The 17,972-nt window shown below is 65.2% G+C and carries 16 protein-coding genes; all 16 read left to right on the forward strand.

Annotated features, from left to right (window positions below; genetic code table 11):
- Nucleotides 1-157: 157 nt before the first annotated feature.
- Genes A8V01_RS25975 through ftsA form a run of 16 tightly spaced genes read left to right on the forward strand, consistent with a single transcriptional unit; the run spans nucleotide 158 to nucleotide 17,878 of the window.
- The gene (locus A8V01_RS25975; protein WP_103099135.1) at nucleotides 158-664 is read left to right on the forward strand and encodes a division/cell wall cluster transcriptional repressor MraZ; all 507 of its coding nucleotides are present in this window, start codon (nucleotides 158-160) and stop codon (nucleotides 662-664) included.
- Complete coding sequence (gene rsmH / locus A8V01_RS25980; protein ID WP_103099136.1) at nucleotides 661-1,677, forward strand: 16S rRNA (cytosine(1402)-N(4))-methyltransferase RsmH; 1,017 nt, start codon at nucleotides 661-663, stop codon at nucleotides 1,675-1,677. Before A8V01_RS25975 ends, rsmH begins: the two co-directional genes overlap by 4 nt.
- Nucleotides 1,674-2,234 carry a hypothetical protein gene (locus tag A8V01_RS25985; RefSeq protein ID WP_103099137.1) on the forward strand — a complete coding sequence of 187 codons (561 nt, stop codon included), beginning with the start codon at nucleotides 1,674-1,676 and terminating at the stop codon, nucleotides 2,232-2,234. The genes rsmH and A8V01_RS25985 overlap by 4 nt, the downstream gene beginning before the upstream one ends.
- Complete coding sequence (locus A8V01_RS25990) at nucleotides 2,231-4,006, forward strand: peptidoglycan D,D-transpeptidase FtsI family protein (RefSeq protein WP_103099138.1); 1,776 nt, start codon at nucleotides 2,231-2,233, stop codon at nucleotides 4,004-4,006. Before A8V01_RS25985 ends, A8V01_RS25990 begins: the two co-directional genes overlap by 4 nt.
- Nucleotides 4,003-5,463 carry a UDP-N-acetylmuramoyl-L-alanyl-D-glutamate--2,6-diaminopimelate ligase gene (locus A8V01_RS25995; RefSeq protein ID WP_103099139.1) on the forward strand — a complete coding sequence of 487 codons (1,461 nt, stop codon included), beginning with the start codon at nucleotides 4,003-4,005 and terminating at the stop codon, nucleotides 5,461-5,463. Before A8V01_RS25990 ends, A8V01_RS25995 begins: the two co-directional genes overlap by 4 nt.
- Nucleotides 5,464-5,466: 3 nt before the next feature.
- Nucleotides 5,467-6,936 carry a UDP-N-acetylmuramoyl-tripeptide--D-alanyl-D-alanine ligase gene (locus tag A8V01_RS26000; protein WP_103099140.1) on the forward strand — a complete coding sequence of 490 codons (1,470 nt, stop codon included), beginning with the start codon at nucleotides 5,467-5,469 and terminating at the stop codon, nucleotides 6,934-6,936.
- A gap of 17 nt (nucleotides 6,937-6,953) precedes the next feature.
- A complete protein-coding gene (gene mraY / locus A8V01_RS26005; protein WP_103099141.1) occupies nucleotides 6,954-8,024 on the forward strand; it encodes a phospho-N-acetylmuramoyl-pentapeptide-transferase in 1,071 nt (356 codons plus the stop codon).
- 13 nt (nucleotides 8,025-8,037) lie between these two features.
- Entirely contained in the window at nucleotides 8,038-9,390 is a 1,353-nt protein-coding gene (gene murD, locus A8V01_RS26010; RefSeq protein WP_103099142.1) for a UDP-N-acetylmuramoyl-L-alanine--D-glutamate ligase, read from the forward strand.
- Nucleotides 9,390-10,580 carry an FtsW/RodA/SpoVE family cell cycle protein gene (locus tag A8V01_RS26015; protein ID WP_103099143.1) on the forward strand — a complete coding sequence of 397 codons (1,191 nt, stop codon included), beginning with the start codon at nucleotides 9,390-9,392 and terminating at the stop codon, nucleotides 10,578-10,580. Before murD ends, A8V01_RS26015 begins: the two co-directional genes overlap by 1 nt.
- Nucleotides 10,577-11,848: an undecaprenyldiphospho-muramoylpentapeptide beta-N-acetylglucosaminyltransferase gene (gene murG, locus A8V01_RS26020; RefSeq protein ID WP_103099144.1), complete on the forward strand. Its 1,272-nt coding sequence runs from the start codon at nucleotides 10,577-10,579 to the stop codon at nucleotides 11,846-11,848. The genes A8V01_RS26015 and murG overlap by 4 nt, the downstream gene beginning before the upstream one ends.
- Entirely contained in the window at nucleotides 11,845-13,266 is a 1,422-nt protein-coding gene (gene murC, locus A8V01_RS26025) for a UDP-N-acetylmuramate--L-alanine ligase (protein WP_103099145.1), read from the forward strand. The genes murG and murC overlap by 4 nt, the downstream gene beginning before the upstream one ends.
- Complete coding sequence (murB, locus tag A8V01_RS26030; RefSeq protein ID WP_103099146.1) at nucleotides 13,263-14,177, forward strand: UDP-N-acetylmuramate dehydrogenase; 915 nt, start codon at nucleotides 13,263-13,265, stop codon at nucleotides 14,175-14,177. Before murC ends, murB begins: the two co-directional genes overlap by 4 nt.
- Entirely contained in the window at nucleotides 14,174-14,683 is a 510-nt protein-coding gene (locus A8V01_RS26035; RefSeq protein WP_103099147.1) for a DUF4262 domain-containing protein, read from the forward strand. Before murB ends, A8V01_RS26035 begins: the two co-directional genes overlap by 4 nt.
- Nucleotides 14,680-15,636, forward strand: coding sequence for a D-alanine--D-alanine ligase (locus A8V01_RS26040; protein ID WP_103099148.1), 957 nt, complete (start codon nucleotides 14,680-14,682; stop codon nucleotides 15,634-15,636). The genes A8V01_RS26035 and A8V01_RS26040 overlap by 4 nt, the downstream gene beginning before the upstream one ends.
- Nucleotides 15,633-16,598 (forward strand): cell division protein FtsQ/DivIB, encoded by a 966-nt coding sequence (locus A8V01_RS26045; protein WP_103099149.1) that lies wholly within the window; start codon nucleotides 15,633-15,635, stop codon nucleotides 16,596-16,598. The genes A8V01_RS26040 and A8V01_RS26045 overlap by 4 nt, the downstream gene beginning before the upstream one ends.
- Nucleotides 16,598-17,878, forward strand: coding sequence for a cell division protein FtsA (gene ftsA / locus A8V01_RS26050; RefSeq protein WP_103099150.1), 1,281 nt, complete (start codon nucleotides 16,598-16,600; stop codon nucleotides 17,876-17,878). The genes A8V01_RS26045 and ftsA overlap by 1 nt, the downstream gene beginning before the upstream one ends.
- Nucleotides 17,879-17,972 lie beyond the last annotated feature (94 nt).

Raw genomic sequence — 17,972 nt, forward strand, 5'->3', positions numbered from 1 at the left:
AATCCCCGACATTCCCGATATAGAACCACTGCCAATCGGAAAGGCTGAGTCCTGCCGTGCTCATTGCGGGTGCGGATCCCGGCACATGTGTGGCGCCGGGCGCGGGGGTCTTCGTGTTTCCGGGACGGCAACTTTTGGGGCGATATTTCGGACAGCCATGGCGGGGCAGCCATACATCTACAGCGGACCGGGCTTCTCGCTTCTGCGCGACAAGAACCGCTTCGTGCTGCCCAAGGAGCTGCGCTCTCCCGTTCGGGATTCGAGCGGCAAGGACGTGCTGTGCCTTGCCAAGCACGCCGACTGGAAATGCCTCGTCGGTTTCGGCCTTTCCCGCGTCGAGGACTTCGAAACCCAGCTTGATGCCGAGCAGGCGCGCGCAGATGCCGCCGGAAAGCCGTTCAATCGCGATAGCCGCGCGATGCAGCTCTACAACTTTCAGCAGGTGCCCTTCGACGGCAGCGGCCGCTTCACCATGCCCGAGGCGCTTGCCGGCCTTGCTGCGGTGGGCGAGCAGCTGTTCTTCCAGGGCATCGGCCGGACCGGCATCCTGATCTGGAACCCGGACGAGCTGTACAAGCACGCCGACGACCCCGCGTTCGAGGCCGCTATCGCCACCTGCCGTTCGCTGCAGGAAGCAGAAATCGCAAAGGCCAAGAAGTCGTGAGTACGCCTGACCAGCCCCATATCCCCGTGCTCATTGAGGAGGTGGTCGCCGCCCTGAACCCCCGGGGCGGCGACCTCATCATCGATGCGACGCTGGGTGCCGGTGGTTATACCCGCCGGTTGCTTGATGCGGGCGCGACGGTGCACGCGTTCGATCGCGATCCCGATGCCATCGCAGCTGTGCAAAACAATCCGGGGAAATGGCCCGAACTCGCCAGTAATCCGCCGCGCCTCGTGTTGCACGCACGCCGCTTCTCCGAAATGGTCGAAGGCCTTGGAGATGCGGGGATCGACAAGGTTGACGGCGTCGTGATGGACATCGGTGTGTCTTCCATGCAGCTCGATCAGGCTGAGCGCGGGTTCGCGTTCGGCGCTGACGGTCCGCTGGACATGCGCATGAGCCAGGACGGGCTCTCCGCAGCCGACTTCGTCAACGAAGCGGACGAAGCCCAGATCGCTGACGTGCTCTATCTTTATGGAGAAGAGCGTCAGTCGCGCCGTCTGGCGCGTGCGATCGTGGCTGCGCGGCCGCTGGCGACCACGGGCGACCTTGCCCGCGTGGTACGCAAGGCGCTGGGCTACAATCCCGCCTACAAGGGCAGCAATGCGCCCAAGGATCCGGCGATCCGTACCTTCCAGGCGATCCGCATCCACGTGAATGGCGAACTGGACGAACTGGACGCCGCGCTGGAGGCCTCCGAGGCGCTGCTGCGCGAAGGCGGGCGGCTGGCGGTGGTGACGTTCCACAGCCTTGAGGATCGCAAGGTGAAGCGCTTCCTGCGCGATGCCAGCAGTGCCGGTCAGTCCACCTCGCGTTACTTGCCGCAGGCCGCCAATGCGCCTGCCCCTTTCGAGAAAGTGTCGAAGGGCGTGCGTCCCGGCGAGGCCGAACTGGAAGTGAACCCGCGTTCGCGCTCCGCAACGCTTCGCAGTGCCGTGCGCACGGATGCGTCCCCCAGAAATCCCAATTCACCCGAGCCTTATGGCGCCCCCGGCCGAAGGAAAGTCGCATGAACCTCACCAGTGATCGCATCCGATCGATCGGCTGGGCCTCCGTCCTGGTGGTCTGCGGCGCGATGACCGTCGGCCTGACGCTGCGCGTGAACGCGGTGAAGAGCCAGGTCCACGATACCGAGAAGAGGATCGTGTGGGTCAAGCGCGACATCGACTTCCTTGAGACCGAGTTCCAGACCCGGTCCAACCAGCAGGCGCTGCGCGACCTCAACGACCTTGAGTTCGGCTATAAGGCGCCGACCGCAGGCCAGTATATCGAGGGCGAACGCCAACTGGCAGCGCTGGGCGTTCCGGCCGGGCCGGGTGCGCCGTCACCGATCCGCTACGCCAACGCCGAAATGCCCGCCGACGCTTCGAGCGATGGGGCCAAAGGCGAAGGCGGCTCCCTGCTTGCAATGGTGTCGCCGGTCGCGGGGGCGACGGCGGCTGCCATGGCAGAGGCGCCCAAGAACAGGGGTGAAGCCCGCGATCCCGAGCGTGAGGCGATCGCGCGTGACGCTGCCGCGCTGGGCAAGCGGCTGGCCCGCATCGAAGTGGCGGAGGCTGCCCAGCAGTGAACGCCCCGGCGTTTCCCCTTGGGACGATCCCCACCACCGTTTCGGTCGGTCGTCGCCGTCTGGTGAACGTGCGCCAGCGCTCGCTGCTGGTGGCGAAGGCGCGCATGCTGTGGATCCTGGGCGTCTTCATGCTGGTGACGGTGCTGGCGATGTTCCGCATCGTCTACCTCGGCTTCACCGGGGTCAGCCCGCGCCAGGGTGATCTTGCCGACATGCTGATCCCCGCGCGGGGCGATATCGTCGATCGCAATGGGGTGCCGCTTGCTCGCGATTTCCGGGTCTATTCGCTGTGGTACAACCCCAAGGCGATGACCGAAGGTTCGGCGCTGATCCACAGCCCCGAAGAAGTGACGGCGGGTCTGCTGCGCATCTTCCCTGACCTTGATCGGGACGAGATCCTGGCCAAGCTGCGGGCGGGCAAGCCCGCCTATCTGCGCAAGTCATTGCTGCCGGAAGACGCAAACAAGGTTCACGCGCTGGGCGAGCCTGCGCTGGAATTCCCGCTGGAGGCCACCCGCTTCTACCCGCAAGGGTCGATGGCGGCGCACGTGCTTGGCTATGTCGACAGCTACGGCAAGGGCAAGGTCGGCATGGAGGAAGCCTTCAACGACCAGTTGATCAGCCATGAAGGCCGCACCGGCCACGCAACGCTGTCCATCGACTTCCGGGTGCAGAGCGCACTTGAGGACGAACTGGCCCGCGCCATGCAGTTGAGCGCGGCCAAGGGCGCTGCGGGCGTGGTGCTGGATGTCGATAGCGGGGAAATCCTTGCGCTGGCCTCGTTGCCCTCGTTCGATCCCAATCACGTCAAGCCGACCGATATGGTGATCTCCAAGGAAGAAGCCGCCAACGGCGATGTGCCGCACGGCTTCAACCGCGTGACCAACCAGGTCTACGAACTGGGATCGACGTTCAAGCCGATCACTGTCGCAGCCGCGCTCGACGCGGGCGTGGTGACCGACCTTGGCAAGCAGTGGCCGGCCACGCCGCTGCATGTCGGCCGCTTCACCATTCACGACCTGCACAACTACGGCGCAACGCTGAACGTGCCGGAAACGCTGATCCACTCGTCCAACACTGTCACCGCGCGCATTGCGGACGAACTGGGCGGTGCGCGGCTCAAGAAGACGATGGAAGCGCTGGGCATGAACCAGCGGCCTTATGTGGAACTGCCTGCGCGCGGTTTCCCGATCTGGCCGCGCGGTGAGTGGCCACGCCTGCGCACGATGACCGTGGCTTACGGCCATGGCATCGCGGTGACGCCGCTGCATCTGGCATCGGCCTATGCGGCGCTTGTCAACGGCGGCATCTGGCGCCCTGCGACGCTCAAGAAGCTGGCGCCGTCCGATGTGCCTGCCGGGCGTCGCGTGTTCACCGCCGCCACCAGCGCACGGGTGCGCCAGTTGCTGCGCATGATCGTGCAGTACGGCACCGGTCGCAAGGCGGACGCCCCGGGCTTCCGCGTCGGCGGCAAGACGGGCTCGGCTGAAAAGCCGGGCGCTGGCGGCTATCGTCATCACTCGCTGATCGCGACGTTTGCCTCGGCTTTCCCGATGGATAAGCCGCGCTATGTCGTGATCGCCATGATGGACGAGCCGCAGGGTACGGCAGCCACGTCGTATCAGCGCACTGCCGCCTGGAACGCCGCGCCGGTGATCCAGCGCGTGGTGCCGCGCATCGGCCCGCTGCTGGGCGTCATGCCCGATGAAACCCGCGATATCGATACTACCGATCTGCGGCCGTTGGTGCCGCAGGGGAGCGACGGAGAATGAAGCTTTCGGCCCTCACTTCAGCAGCCGGGCTTCCGGCGGCAGAGAGTGACGCAAACGTCACCGGCTTTGCGATCGACAGCCGCAAGGTCGCGCCGGGCACGGTCTTCGGTGCGTTCCGTGGCAGCAAGGCCAACGGCGAGGACTTCATCGCCGCCGCCGTCAAGGCCGGGGCGGTGGCCATCGTCGCGCATCCCGAGGCAAAGGTCGAAGGCGCGATCCACTTCGCCGATGAAGAGCCGCGCCGCCTCTTCGCGCAGCTGGCCGCACCGTTCTTTGCGCCGGTTCCCGAAACGCTGGTTGCGGTGACCGGAACCAACGGCAAGACATCCACCGTGGAACTGACCCGGCAGCTCTGGCGCATGGCGGGCGAGCGCGCGGCATCGATCGGTACGCTGGGCGTGACGACGGGGGATGAGACGGTTTCCACGGGCCTGACCACGCCCGATATCGCGACGTTCCTTGCCAACCTGTCCGGGCTGGCACGCGAAGGCGTGACCCATGTCGCCTACGAAGCGTCGAGCCACGGCCTGTCGCAGTTCCGCATCGAGGGGCCGCGCGTTGTCGCGGGGGCGTTCACCAATCTCAGTCGTGACCACCTTGATTATCACGCGACGATGGAAGATTACTTCGCCGCCAAGATGCGTCTGTTCGACGAAGTCGTGGCCCCCGGCGGCACGGCAGTTGTCTGGGCGGACGATGTGTGGTCCGACAAGGCGATCGAACACGCGAAGGCGCGCGGCCTGGCACTGTTTGCCGTGGGTGAGAAGGGCGACGCGATCCGCCTCGTCAACCGCACGCCCACCAGTCTCGGCCAGACGCTGGAAATCGAATATGCGGGCAAGATCCGCAAGATCGACCTGCCGCTGATCGGCGCCTATCAGGCTGCCAATTCACTCGTCGCCGCAGGTCTGGTGATCGCAAGCGGCGGTGATGCTGATGCGACTTTCGACGCAATGAAGCGTCTTGTTACCGTGCGCGGGCGGATCGAACGGGCCGGCCTGAATGCGAAGGGTGCGCCGATCTACGTCGATTACGCGCATACGCCGGATGCGCTGGAAGCCGCCATTGCCGCGCTGCGCCCGCATGTGACGGGCAGGCTTATCGCCGTGTTCGGCGCGGGCGGCGACCGGGATCAGGGCAAGCGCCCTCAAATGGGCAAAGTGGCGAGCGCAGGGGCGGACCTTGCCATCGTCACTGACGACAATCCGCGCGGGGAAGACCCGGCTACGATCCGGGCGATGATCCTCGCCGGGATGGAGCCGGGTGCGCAGGAAGTGGGCGACCGGCGCGAGGCTATCGGCCTTGCGGTCGCAGAGGCCGGTGCGGGGGACGTCGTCCTCATCGCCGGCAAGGGGCACGAACAGGGGCAGATCATCGGCAGCGGGGACTCCGTCCGCGTATTGCCATTCGACGATGTCACCGTGGCCAGGGAAATGGCCGGTTCACTGGGAAGGTAGGATATGAACGCCATCACCCGGATCCTCGACTGGCCCGCCGCGCCGCTGGAGGACAATCCGCAGGTCCTGTGGGACTCCGACGCGATCGCGCGCGCGGTTAAGGGGGAGGCGAGTGGTGATTTCACCGTCTCCGGCGTCGAGATCGACAGCCGCGACGTCCAGCCCGGCGACTTGTTCTTTGCCCTGAAAGGCGAGGCGATGGACGGTCATCGCTTCGTCGAGGCTGCGTTTGCAAAGGGCGCCGCCGCGGTCGTGGTGGACCGTCCGGTCGATGGCCCGCACATTCTTGTCGAAAATACGATGGAGGCGCTGGAGCGTCTCGGCGCGGCGGCTCGTCTGCGCGCGCGCGGCCCGATCATCGGCGTCACCGGATCGGTCGGCAAGACCGGCGTGAAGGAGATGATCTTCGCTGCGCTGGACCGCTCCAGCCGGGGGGATGCGCACCGTTCGGTCAAGAGCTACAACAATCACGTCGGTGTCCCGCTCAGCCTGGCGCGTATGCCCAGTCGTGCGCGCTACGGCATTTTCGAGATGGGCATGAATCACGCGGGCGAAATCGCCGCGCTCACCCGGCAGGTGCGGCCCAACGTCGCTCTGATCACCACGATCGCGCCCGCACACATCGAGATGCTCGGTTCGGAAGAGGCCATCGCCGATGCCAAGGCTGAAATCTTCGAGGGTCTGGAAGAGGGCGGCACAGCTGTCATCCCCGCCGACAGCCCGCACTTCTTGCGCCTGCGCGATGCAGCGCGGGCTCTGGGGGCGAAGGTGATCTCGTTCGGCAAGGCAGCGGACGCGGACGTGCGGCTGCTCGATGCGGTGCCTGCCATCGGCGGGGGGTCGCTCGTCACCATTGACATGGGCGATCGGCGCGTGTGCTACACCGTAGCCGCGCCGGGAGAGCATCAGGCGGTCAACTCGCTGGCCGTCATGGCCGCGGTAAGTGCCGTTAAGGGCGATCTGGGTGCTGCGGGGGTAGCGCTTGCCGAGATGGGTGGCCTCGCCGGTCGCGGTGCGCGGATGGAGATCGACGTTGATGGCGGCAAAGCGCTGCTGATCGACGAAAGCTACAACGCCAACCCCGCTTCCATGCGCGCAACCCTGGCGCAGTTGGGGCGGACGCCCGCCAATCGTCGGGTGGCCGTTCTGGGTTCCATGAAGGAGCTTGGCAGCCACGGCCCGGACTACCATGCCGGCCTTGCCGAACCGATCCGCGAAGCGGGTGTGGACTACGCGATTCTGGTGGGCGACGAGATGAGCGCATTGGCGCAGGCACTTGGCGGGGAACTGGGGAAATCCGGGGCTTCCGGCCTTGGCAAACCGGTGGCATTCGCCCATTGCGCAACTGTGCGGGAAGCTGTCGAAACCTTGCGCGCATTCGGTCTTGAGCGGGATGATGCCATCCTTGTCAAAGGCTCGAATTCAGTGGGTCTGGCAGCACTCGTGACGGCGCTCGGCAAGACGGAAGGGTAGGGGCGAAAGCCCGCAAGATGCTGTATCTCATCGCAGAATGGTTCCACTACGAGGGACTGGCAAACCTTTTCCGCTACCAGACGTTCCGTTCGGGCGCTGCCTTCATGACGGCGCTGTTCCTTGGCCTGCTGATCGGTCCCAAGTTCATCAACATGCTGCGCGTCCGCCAGGGCAAAGGGCAGCCGATCCGTGAAGACGGGCCGCAGAGCCACCTGGCCAAGCGCGGCACGCCGACGATGGGCGGCCTGATGATCCTGACCGCGCTGATCGGCTCGATGATCCTGTTCATGGATGTGACGAACCCGTTCGTCTGGGCTTGCGTGGCGGTGACGATCGGCTTCGGGGTGATCGGCTTCCTTGACGACTACGACAAGGTAACCAAGCGTCACCACGCCGGTTTGTCCAGCAAGATTAGGTTGTTGCTTGAGTTCGTGGTGGCGGGCATCGCGTCTTACATCATCGTCAGCCAGCTGAACACGAACCTCTATGTGCCGTTCCTGTCCGGTCGCTACATCCCGTTGGGCCCGTTCTACTATGTGTTCGCTGCCGTGGTGATCGTGGGCGCGGGCAACGCCGTGAACCTGACTGACGGGCTGGATGGTCTGGCGACAATGCCGGTCATCATCGCTGCGGGTACGTTCGCGATCATCTGCTACCTTGCGGGCCGCGTCGACTATGCCACCTACCTGGGCATTCCGCACGTTCCGCGCGCGGGCGAACTGGCGATCTTCTGTGCCGGGATCATGGGCGCGGGCCTTGCCTTCCTGTGGTTCAACGCGCCGCCCGCGGCCGTGTTCATGGGCGATACCGGCAGCCTTGCCCTTGGCGGCGCGCTGGGGTGCATCGCGGTTGCCGCGCACCACGAGATCGTACTGGCAGTCGTCGGCGGCTTGTTCGTGCTGGAGGCGGCATCGGTCATCATCCAGGTCTTCTGGTTCAAGCGTACCGGCCGCCGCGTGTTCCGCATGGCGCCGATCCATCACCACTTCGAGCAGAAGGGCTGGCGCGAATCGACCGTTGTGATCCGTTTCTGGATCATCTCGATCGTCCTTGCCGTGCTGGGCCTCGCCACGCTCAAGCTGCGTTAAGGGGAGCGGGGTCGTGATCGTCTCCCCTATCTTCGCCGGCAAGCGCTTCGCGGTCCTCGGCCTTGCCCGTTCGGGCCTCACCGCCGTTGCCACGCTGGTGGAGAGCGGGGCGCACGTAATGGCCTGGGACAGCCGCGACGAAGCGCGCCAGCAGCTGTGCGAGTGGACGGACTGCGGGAAGGTGGAACTTGCCGACCCCGTCAGCGCGGACATCGCCGGCTGCGACGGCGTCGTCGTCTCCCCCGGCATTCCGCTCAACCGCCACCCCATCGCAGAGGCTGCGGCGCGCGCAGGCGTGCCCGTGATCGGCGACATCGAACTCTTCGCCATGGCCCGCCAGAGCCTGCCCGCGCACCGCGTAGTCGGCATCACCGGCACCAACGGCAAGTCCACCACAACCTCGCTGGTCCACCATCTGCTTGAAGTTGCGGGGGTTCCGGCGCGTGTGGGCGGCAACATCGGCGTGCCGGTGCTCGGCCCTCAGCCGCTGCCAGAGGGCGGCGTCTACGTGCTTGAATTGTCGAGCTACCAGATCGACATCACCCGTAGTCTCGACTGCGACGTTGCGGCGCTGCTCAACATCACGCCGGATCACCTCGATCGCTATGCCGGGTTCGAGGCATATGCCGCGTCCAAGGCCCGCCTTTTCGAAATGCAGGGGCGCGAGCGGCATGCCGTGTTCGGCATGGGCGACAAGGAGACGCGCACCATCGCCCATATCGAAGCTGCGCGCCGTGCGCCCGGCCTCGTGCGTCTGGTCGATGGCACGGACCTTGCCGATATCCAGAAGGAATGGCCCTCGCTGCAGGGGCCGCACAACCTCCAGAATGCTGCCGTGGCGATTGCCATCGTCGAAGCGCTGGGGGTGAAGAAGGCGCAATGGCGAAAGGGCCTGCGCACGTTCAGCGGACTGCCGCACCGTATGGAGCGCGTGGCAGTGGCCAACGGCGTCACTTACATCAACGATTCGAAAGCGACCAATCCGGCCTCTACCGCGCCGGCGATCGCGGCTTTCCCGCCTGATCCGGAGCGCCGCATCCACTGGATCGTCGGCGGCTTGCCCAAGGGTGACAATCTGGATGAATGCGCCCCCTATTTCGGCAATATCGCAGCGGCATATACCATTGGTGACGCCGGACCTCTCTTTGCCGAAATCCTGGCGCCTTACACGCAGGTCCATCGCAGCGAGATGATGGCCGAGGCGATCCGTGAAGCGATGGCTGCCGCCAGGCCCGGAGATGTGGTGATGCTGTCCCCCGCCTGCGCCAGCTTCGATCAGTTCCGCGACTATGAGGCGCGGGGCGATGTCTTCCGGCAGATCGTCGAGGCGCTTCTGGCCGATGACGCTCAAAGGGATCAAGGCTGATGGCCACGCTTGCGCCCAACCAGAACGCGCAGCGTTACAACCGCAATCGCCGCAGCCAGATCGCGATCTGGTGGCAGGAGATTGATCGCTCCACGCTCGTGCTGGTTCTGATCCTGATGGCGATCGGCGCGGTGGCGGTGGCTGCGGGTTCGCCCGCCAGTGCCAAGCGGTTGTCGACTTCGGTCGAGAAGCTGCGTTCGCTGCACTTCTTCTACCTGCACATGCGCTGGCAGATCGTCGGCCTTATAGCGATGTTCTGGGCCTCCAGCCTGACGAAGGAAAGCGCGCGCCGCTTCGGCATCCTGCTGGGCGGGGCGATGCTGTTCGCGCTGGTTCTGGTACCGATCGTCGGTTCGGAAGTGAACGGCGCCAAGCGCTGGCTGCGCTTCGGCATTTCGCTGCAGCCTTCCGAATTCCTCAAGTGCGGCTGGCCGATTCTGCTTGCGTGGATCGTATCGTGGCGTGCCCGAGATCCGCAGATTCCGGTCGTGGGTATCTGCTTTGCGATCATGGGCGTGCTGGGTGCGCTGCTGATGCTGCAGCCGGACTTTGGCTCGACGATGCTGTTTTCCGGCGCATTTCTGGTGATGATCCTGCTGTCCGGCATCGACGTGAAGCGCATCGGCATGTTCGGCGCGGCAGGTGTCGTCGGCCTCGTCGTCATGTATTTCACTTATGACAATGGCCGCAACCGCATCGATAACTTCCTGTTCGGCGGCTCGGCGTTCGATCAGGTGGATCTTGCCCAGCGCACGCTGCTTAACGGCGGGTGGACGGGCCTTGGCTTCTGGATGGGCACGCGCAAGATGGCGCTGCCCGAAGCGCATACCGACTACATCTTCTCCGTTATCGGCGAGGAATTCGGCCTGCTGGCCTGCATGGTGATCGTAGTGCTGTACCTTGCGATCCTCACGCGCGTGATCCTGCGGCTGGTGGACGAGGAAGATCTGTTCACGGTGCTTGCCGCATCGGGCTTCGCTGCGCAGTTTGGCGGGCAGGCGTTCATCAACATCCTCGTCAACCTGCAGTTGTTCCCGTCAAAGGGCATGACCCTGCCGCTCATCAGCTATGGTGGTTCATCGACTGTTGCGATGTGCCTGAGCATGGGGTTGCTGCTCGCCGTGACCCGGCGCAACCCGTTTATCCAGCGCGAGAAATTCAGCCTGCGCGCCATCGGAGATATTTCATGAGCCCGAAACCCGGTCTCGTATCACGCCATTATGTGCTGGCCGCGGGCGGCACCGGCGGGCACCTTATCCCGGCGTTCGCCCTGGCGGCAGAGCTTCACGCGCGCGGCCACCACGTCGCGCTGGTGACGGACGAACGCGGCGCGGCGATTCCCGGCAAGCCCGATTACCTGACTGCCCATGTGCTGCCGCAGGGCCGCATCGCGGGGAAGAATCCGATCGGCTGGCTCAAGGGCGCAAAGGGCGTGCTGGCCGGGCGCCGCATGGCGCTGCGCCTGTTCGACAGCTTCGAGCCGACTGCCGTAGTCGGTTTCGGCGGATACCCGGCGATGCCGACGATGCTGGCGGCAAGGGCGGCAAAGCTGCCGATCATCCTGCACGAGCAGAACTCGGTGCTGGGCCGCGTGAACCGTTGGTTCGCGAAGAAGGTCGATGCCATCGCCACCTCTGCGGAAAAGACAGAGAAGCTCGATCCCGCGCTGGCAGACAAGGTCACCGTGGTGGGCAACCCGGTGCGTGATGAAGTGCTGCGCCTGCGCGAGCAGCCGTTTCCCGAGTTTACCGACGACAGCCTGTTTCGCATTCTCGTCACCGGCGGCAGTCAGGGCGCGCGCGTGCTTTCGGATGTGGTGCCTGAAGGTCTGGCGATGCTCCCCCCCGCGCTGCGTTCGCGTCTGCAGGTGATCCAGCAGGCGCGCGCCGAGGATATCGAGCGTGTGCGTGAACGGTATGCCGTGCATGGTATCCCGGCCGAACTGGCGACCTACTTCGAGAACATGGCCGAACGGCTTGCCGGTGCGCACCTGTTCATTGGCCGGTCGGGCGCGTCGACGATCGCGGAGCTGACCGCAGTGGGCCGGCCTGCCATCCTTATCCCGCTGCCTTACGCCATGGACGATCACCAGACCGCCAACGCGCGCGAGATGGTGGCGGGCGGCGGTGCGCGGGTGATCCGCCAGCCCGCTGTCACCACCGAAAACCCTGACGCCTACAAGGGCGACAAGCGCAACGCCCTGCTCAGCGAACAGGCCGAGATCCATCAGAAGATGGCCAAGGACTTGTGCCTGCAGATTCAGGCGATCGCCCAGCACCCCGAAACGCTGGCGAACGCCGCGCACGCCTCGTGGAACTGCGGCTATCCCAACGCGGCGCGTGATCTGGCCGACCTTGTCGAAAGCTTCGGCGCAGCGCCGATCATGGACGTCATTCGAATGGAAAAGGCCAGCTTGCCCAAGGGCGGCGAAGCGCTGGCAATGGAGAATATCAAGTGAAGGGCGTCGGCACCGAAATCGGGACCATCCATTTCGTCGGGATCGGCGGCATCGGCATGTCTGGCATCGCCGAGGTCATGCACAACCTCGGTTACTCGGTTCAGGGCAGCGACATTGCCGAGGGTTACGTCGTCGAGGGGCTGCGTGCGCGCGGGATCAAGGTGATGATCGGCCACGCGGCTGAAAACGTCGAGGGTGCGGCGGTGGTCGTCACCTCAACAGCGGTGAAGCGCGAGAATCCCGAGGTCGTCTACGCTCTTGAGCATCGCATCCCGGTGGTCCGCCGCGCGGAGATGCTGGCCGAACTGATGCGCCTCAAGAACACCGTCGCGGTGGCAGGGACGCACGGCAAGACCACGACGACCTCGATGGTCGCGGCACTGCTCGATGCGGGCGGCGTCGACCCGACGGTCATCAACGGTGGCATCATCAATTCCTACGGATCGAACGCGCGCCTTGGTGCGTCGGACTGGATGGTGGTGGAAGCGGACGAGAGCGACGGCTCTTTCCTGCGTCTTGACGGTACGATCGCCATTGTGACGAACATCGATCCCGAGCACCTCGACCATTACGGTTCGTTCGACAAGATCAAGGAATCCTTCGTCGAATTCATCGAGAACGTGCCGTTCTACGGCGCGGCGATGCTGTGCATCGATCACCCCGAGGTGCAGGCGATCATCCCCAAGGTGCGCGACCGCCGCGTGGTGACCTACGGCTTCTCCGCCCAGGCCGACATTCGCGGCGAGAACGTGACGCCGATCCCTGGCGGCAACCGTTTCGACGTGGCGCTGCGCCAGCGCGACGGCAGCTTCCGCCGGATCGAGGGTATCGAACTGCCGATGCCGGGCCGCCACAACGTCCAGAACGCGCTCGCAGCCGTGGGCGTGGCCGTGGAGATGGGCTGCTCTGATGCCTGCATCCAGACCGGCTTCTCCAAGTTCGGCGGCGTCAAGCGGCGCTTCACCAAAGTCGGCGAAGTGGAACTGGACGGCGGCAGCGTCACCGTGATCGACGATTACGGCCACCACCCGGTCGAGATCCGCGCCGTGCTCGCCGCCGCGCGTGAAGGCGTGAAGGGGCGCGTCATCGCCGTGGTGCAGCCGCACCGCTTCACCCGCCTGCGCGATCACATGGAGGACTTCGAAAGCGCCTTCAACGACGCCGACGTGGTCTACGCCGCGCCGGTCTACGCCGCGGGAGAGCAGCCGATCGAGGGTGTGGACAGCGCCGCGATGGTATCGGGCATGAAGGCGCGCGGGCACCGTTCGGCGCAGGTCATCGCCGGGCCCGATGCGCTGGCCGATGCGCTGGCTGGTTCGATCCAGCCGGGCGACATGGTCGTGTGCCTTGGCGCGGGTGACATCACCAAGTGGGCAGCCGGGCTTGCCGACGCCGTTCGTGCACGGAGGGCAGGGTGACACTTACGCTCGATCAGACGACTGTTCGGGGCAAGCTGACGGCCAATGCGCCGCTGGCCCCGCTCGTCTGGTTCAAGGCCGGCGGTCATGCGCAATGGCTGTTCGAGCCGAAAGACCTTGCGGACCTGCAGGACTTCCTGCGGGCGCTGGACCCGGCAGTGCCGTTGATGGCACTAGGGCTCGGTTCCAACATGATCGTGCGTGACGGCGGCGTTCCGGGCGTGGTGATCCGGCTGGGCAAGGCCTTTGCCAAAGTGACCAAGGTGGACGACGTCACGCTCGATTGCGGCGGCGGGGCGAGCGGCATTCTCGTGTCCTCCACCGCGCGCGACGCGGGGATTGCGGGCGTGGAGTTCCTGCGCTCGATCCCCGGCACCGTGGGCGGCTTCGTGCGCATGAATGGCGGGGCTTACGGCGGTGAGGTCAAGGATATCCTCGTCGACTGCGACGTGGTCCTGCGTTCGGGTGAACTGGTCACGTTTGGCAATGCGGACCTCGGCTATACCTACCGCCATTCCGAACTGCCCGAGGGCGCAGTGGTCGTCTCTGCGCGGTTCAAGGGGCGCTCTGGCGAATCCGCCGCGATCCAGGCCGAGATGGACCGCATCTCCGCCGCACGCGAAGCGTCGCAGCCGCTGCGATCCAAGACCGGCGGCTCCACCTTCAAGAACCCCGAAGGCCACGCCGCCTGGAAGCTGGTGGACGAGGCGGGCTGTCGCGGTCTGGCGCTGGGCGGCGCGCAAGTGAGCGAGAAGCACACCAACTTCCTGCTCAACACCGGCGATGCCACCAGCGAGGATATCGAAAACCTTGGCGACGAAGTGCGCCGCCGGGTGAAGGACAAGTCCGGCGTCGACCTCGAATGGGAAATCCAGCGGGTTGGCCAGAGAGTTGAAGGAGGGCGCTCGTGAGAGATGATCGCCTGTCCCGCCACGAACAGCAGATCCTCGACAACATCGAGGAGTTCGGTTGCCACATTACCGTCGTCACCCCGCCCGACGATGCCGATGAGGATGACGAGAGCGAGGAGCGCTTCGCCTACTCGGTCGGCTTTCGCACCACGGTCAGCCAGCCTGAGGTAATCGTCTTCGGCTTCTCGACCGAACTTTCGGCAGCGGTCATCAACGGTGTGCTCGACATGTGCCGCGAAGGGCTGGTGCTGGAGGATTGGAAAGAGGTCGACGGCCTCCTCAAGGGCCACCGCTGCATGATCCGCGAGGTCGAGCCCGAATGCCTGATCCCGCACTACTTCAACTCGGCGATGTGGTACGCCGAGCATGAGGGGGAAGAAATGTCCCGCGCGATGCAGATCGTCTGGCCGGGCGTGGATGACGGCCTCTTCCCCTGGGACAAGGACTGCTCCGATGCCGTCCGCGACCTGCAAACCCCGCTTTATCGAACGAGTCTGAATTCATGAGCCTGAATGCTATCCACGTCGCAGTCCTGATGGGCGGTTGGTCGAGCGAACGCCCGGTCTCGCTGATGAGCGGCGAGGGCGTGGCCAAGGCTCTGGAATCGAAGGGGCACAAGGTCACCCGTATCGACATGGACCGCGACGTCGCGCTGCGTCTCGCCGAAGCGAAGCCGGATGTGGTCTTCAATGCGCTGCACGGCGCACCGGGGGAAGATGGCACGGTGCAGGGCATGATGGACCTGATGGGCCTGACCTACACGCATTCGGGCCTTGCGACTTCGGTGATCGCGATCGACAAGGAACTGACCAAGCAGGCGCTGGTCCCGCATGGCGTACCGATGCCCGGTGGCCGCGTGGTCAGGTCCGCCGACATTCATGTCGCCGATCCGCTGCCGCGCCCTTACGTGCTCAAGCCGGTCAACGAAGGCTCGTCGGTGGGCGTCGCCATCGTCACGGAAGAGGGCAACTACGGCAATCCGATCGCGAAGGGCGTGACGGGGCCGTGGCAGGAGTTCGACGAACTGCTGGCCGAACCGTATATTCGCGGCCGCGAACTGACGACGGCGGTGATCGGCGACCGCGCCTTGCTGGTCACTGAACTCAAGCCGAAGTCGGGCTTCTACGATTTCGATTCCAAGTACACCGACGGTATGACCGAGCACGTCTGCCCGGCCGAAATCCCCGATGAGATCACGCAGGCCTGCAAGGATATTGCCTTGCGGGCGCACCAGTTGCTGGGCTGCAAGGGCACCAGCCGTTCGGATTTCCGCTGGGATGATACGCAGGGGATCGAGGGGCTGTTCCTGCTGGAAGTGAACACCCAGCCGGGGATGACGCCGCTCAGCCTCGTTCCCGAGCAGGCGCGCGCCTGCGGCATGGAATACCCCGAACTCGTCGAGGCGATCATCGCCGAGGCGCTCGCAGACGCCAAGGTGCGTGGGGCAAAGCCAAAATGAGCCAGACCATCCGGCGCAAGGGCACGACCGCCCGCAAGGCCGCCGCGCAGGCGGGCACGCAGCGCAAAGTGCGCGTGGCCAAGGCACGGACGGGGTCTGCGGTCGATCAGGTAATGGCCTGGCTGCCGTTCTCGGAAACGCAACTGCACAAGATCTTCCTCGTCGCCATCCTTGGCGGCGCGGCGGCGCTTGTGTGCGTGGTGGCCAGCTTTGCAGGGCTGCCGGGTCTGGCCGGACACCAGATGGCGCTGATCGCCGGACAGACCGGTTTCGAGGTGAAGCGCGTCGAAGTGCGCGGCGTCAAGAACATCAACGAGCTGAAGGTCTACGAGAAGGCGCTGGCCGAACGGGATCGGGCGATGCCGCTGGTGGATATCGAGGCGCTGCGGCAGGACCTGCTGACGCTGTCGTGGGTCAAGGATGCGCGGGTCTCGCGCCAGTTGCCCGACACCCTCGTCATCGACATCGTCGAGCGTGAACCGCATGCAGTGCTGCGCAAGGACGACCGCTTCGTGCTGATCGACGAGACGGGGCATGAACTGGAGGTCATCAATCGCAAGAATGCGGGCAACCGGCTGATCGTATCCGGTCTGGGCGCGGGCCAGCAGGTGCTTGCCCTTGGTCACCTGCTGGAAGCAGCGCCGGCGATGAAGCCGCGCGTGGCTGAAGCCGAATGGATCGGCAATCGCCGCTGGAACCTGACCTTCCAGTCCGGCCAGGTCCTTGCGCTACCCGAGGGTGATCGCGAATCCGCCAGCGCGCTGGTCACTTTCGCGCGGCTCGATGGCACCAACCGGTTGCTGGGCGGCAAGGTCACTGCGTTCGACATGCGGGCCAAGGATCGCATGTACATGCGCGTGCCGGAGCAGGACGGGCAGGAACTGGCATTGAAGGCAGGCTCCGTGCCGCACACCGGGGCAGCGGCGAGTGCGACGCAGGGCGCGGCAGGGGAAGAACAGTAATGGGCAACCAGCGCATCACCCGCGTATTCGGCGCGGTCAACATCGGTTCCTTCCGCATTTCCGCCATCGTGGCGGGGATCAACGAGGTGGGCGACATGGTCGTGCTCGGATCGGGGCACCGCGCCAGCCAGGGCATCAAGCGCGGCTTTGTCACCGACATGGCCGCTGCGACCTATGCCGTGCGCGATGCCATCGATCGGGCCGAGAAGATGGCGGACACTGCCGTCCAGAAGGTGTGGATCGGTTGCTCGGGCGCAGGGCTTGCCAGCCGGATCGACCAGTTCGACGCGGAGATAGGCGGCCGCCGGATCGAGCAGGAAGATATCGACCAGCTGCTGATTTCGGCCAAGGACGTGATCCAGCCGGACGGCCGCATGGTGCTCCACGCCCAGCCGGCGCAGTACCGCCTTGATGGCGCGCATGGCGTGATCGACCCCAAGGGCCTGCATGCAGAGCGGCTTGGTGTCGACATTCACATCATGCTGGCGGACGGTGCGCCGATCCGCAACCTGACCGAAGCCGTGCAGTCCGCGCATCTTGAGGTGGAGGCAGTCGTCGGCTCTCCCATCGCCGCGGGGCAGGCATGTCTTTCGCCGGAGGAGCGCGATCTGGGCGTCGCCCTTGTCGAATTCGGGGGCGAGGTTACCAACGTCGCGATCTATGAGCAGGGCATGCTCAAGGACATGATGTCGATCCCGATGGGCTCGGCGGACATCACCGATGCCATCGCCTCGGCCTTCGGTATCCGCCGGTTCCAGGCGGAACGGCTCAAGTGCGTCAACGGCTCGGCCATCGCCAGCCCGCATGATCACCGCGAGATGATCCCCGTCAACGCGCCGGGCGAAGAAGGCACCGGGCCGATCGCGCGCCATGCCGATGACAAGAACCGCATCCCGCGCGCCGAACTGATCGGCGTGATCACCGGCCAGCTTGGCACCCTGATGGAAGAGGTGAACAAGGCGCTCAAGACGATGCGCTTCACCGGCCAGCGCGGCAAGCAGGTGGTTTTCACCGGCGGCGGCGCCGAACTGGTCGGCCTTGCCGATTACGCCCAGGCGGCCATTGGCAAGCCCGTTCGCATCGGCCGCGTGGCGCATCTGGCCGGACTGGCCGAAGCGCATGTGAAACCGGGCTTCTCAACGCTGGCGGGGCTGGTCCTCTACGCCGCCGCCGACCCGGTCGACATCCGCGCGCTGGGGCGCAGCCACACCAGTACGGTGCGCCTTGGCAAGCTGGGTATGGTGGGCCGTGTCTATCAGGCGCTGCGCGAATACTTTTGAACGTTCAGAGTGCCTTGAAGACCAGTTGTGCAAACTGAACGACAAACGTGCTGAAAATGGCGGAATTCGCGGCTTTGGCTGTGGACAAAGGCCT

The organism is Novosphingobium guangzhouense (genome assembly GCF_002896965.1).
Lineage (GTDB): Bacteria > Pseudomonadota > Alphaproteobacteria > Sphingomonadales > Sphingomonadaceae > Novosphingobium > Novosphingobium guangzhouense.

Coding starts and splice junctions, on each gene's coding strand:
- A8V01_RS25975 (WP_103099135.1), top strand. CDS start 158: ATGGCGGGGCAGCCATACATCTACAGCGGACCGGGCTTCTCGCTTCTG.
- A8V01_RS25985 (WP_103099137.1), top strand. CDS start 1,674: ATGAACCTCACCAGTGATCGCATCCGATCGATCGGCTGGGCCTCCGTC.
- A8V01_RS25995 (WP_103099139.1), top strand. CDS start 4,003: ATGAAGCTTTCGGCCCTCACTTCAGCAGCCGGGCTTCCGGCGGCAGAG.
- A8V01_RS26000 (WP_103099140.1), top strand. CDS start 5,467: ATGAACGCCATCACCCGGATCCTCGACTGGCCCGCCGCGCCGCTGGAG.
- mraY (WP_103099141.1), top strand. CDS start 6,954: ATGCTGTATCTCATCGCAGAATGGTTCCACTACGAGGGACTGGCAAAC.
- A8V01_RS26015 (WP_103099143.1), top strand. CDS start 9,390: ATGGCCACGCTTGCGCCCAACCAGAACGCGCAGCGTTACAACCGCAAT.
- murG (WP_103099144.1), top strand. CDS start 10,577: ATGAGCCCGAAACCCGGTCTCGTATCACGCCATTATGTGCTGGCCGCG.
- A8V01_RS26040 (WP_103099148.1), top strand. CDS start 14,680: ATGAGCCTGAATGCTATCCACGTCGCAGTCCTGATGGGCGGTTGGTCG.
- A8V01_RS26045 (WP_103099149.1), top strand. CDS start 15,633: ATGAGCCAGACCATCCGGCGCAAGGGCACGACCGCCCGCAAGGCCGCC.
- ftsA (WP_103099150.1), top strand. CDS start 16,598: ATGGGCAACCAGCGCATCACCCGCGTATTCGGCGCGGTCAACATCGGT.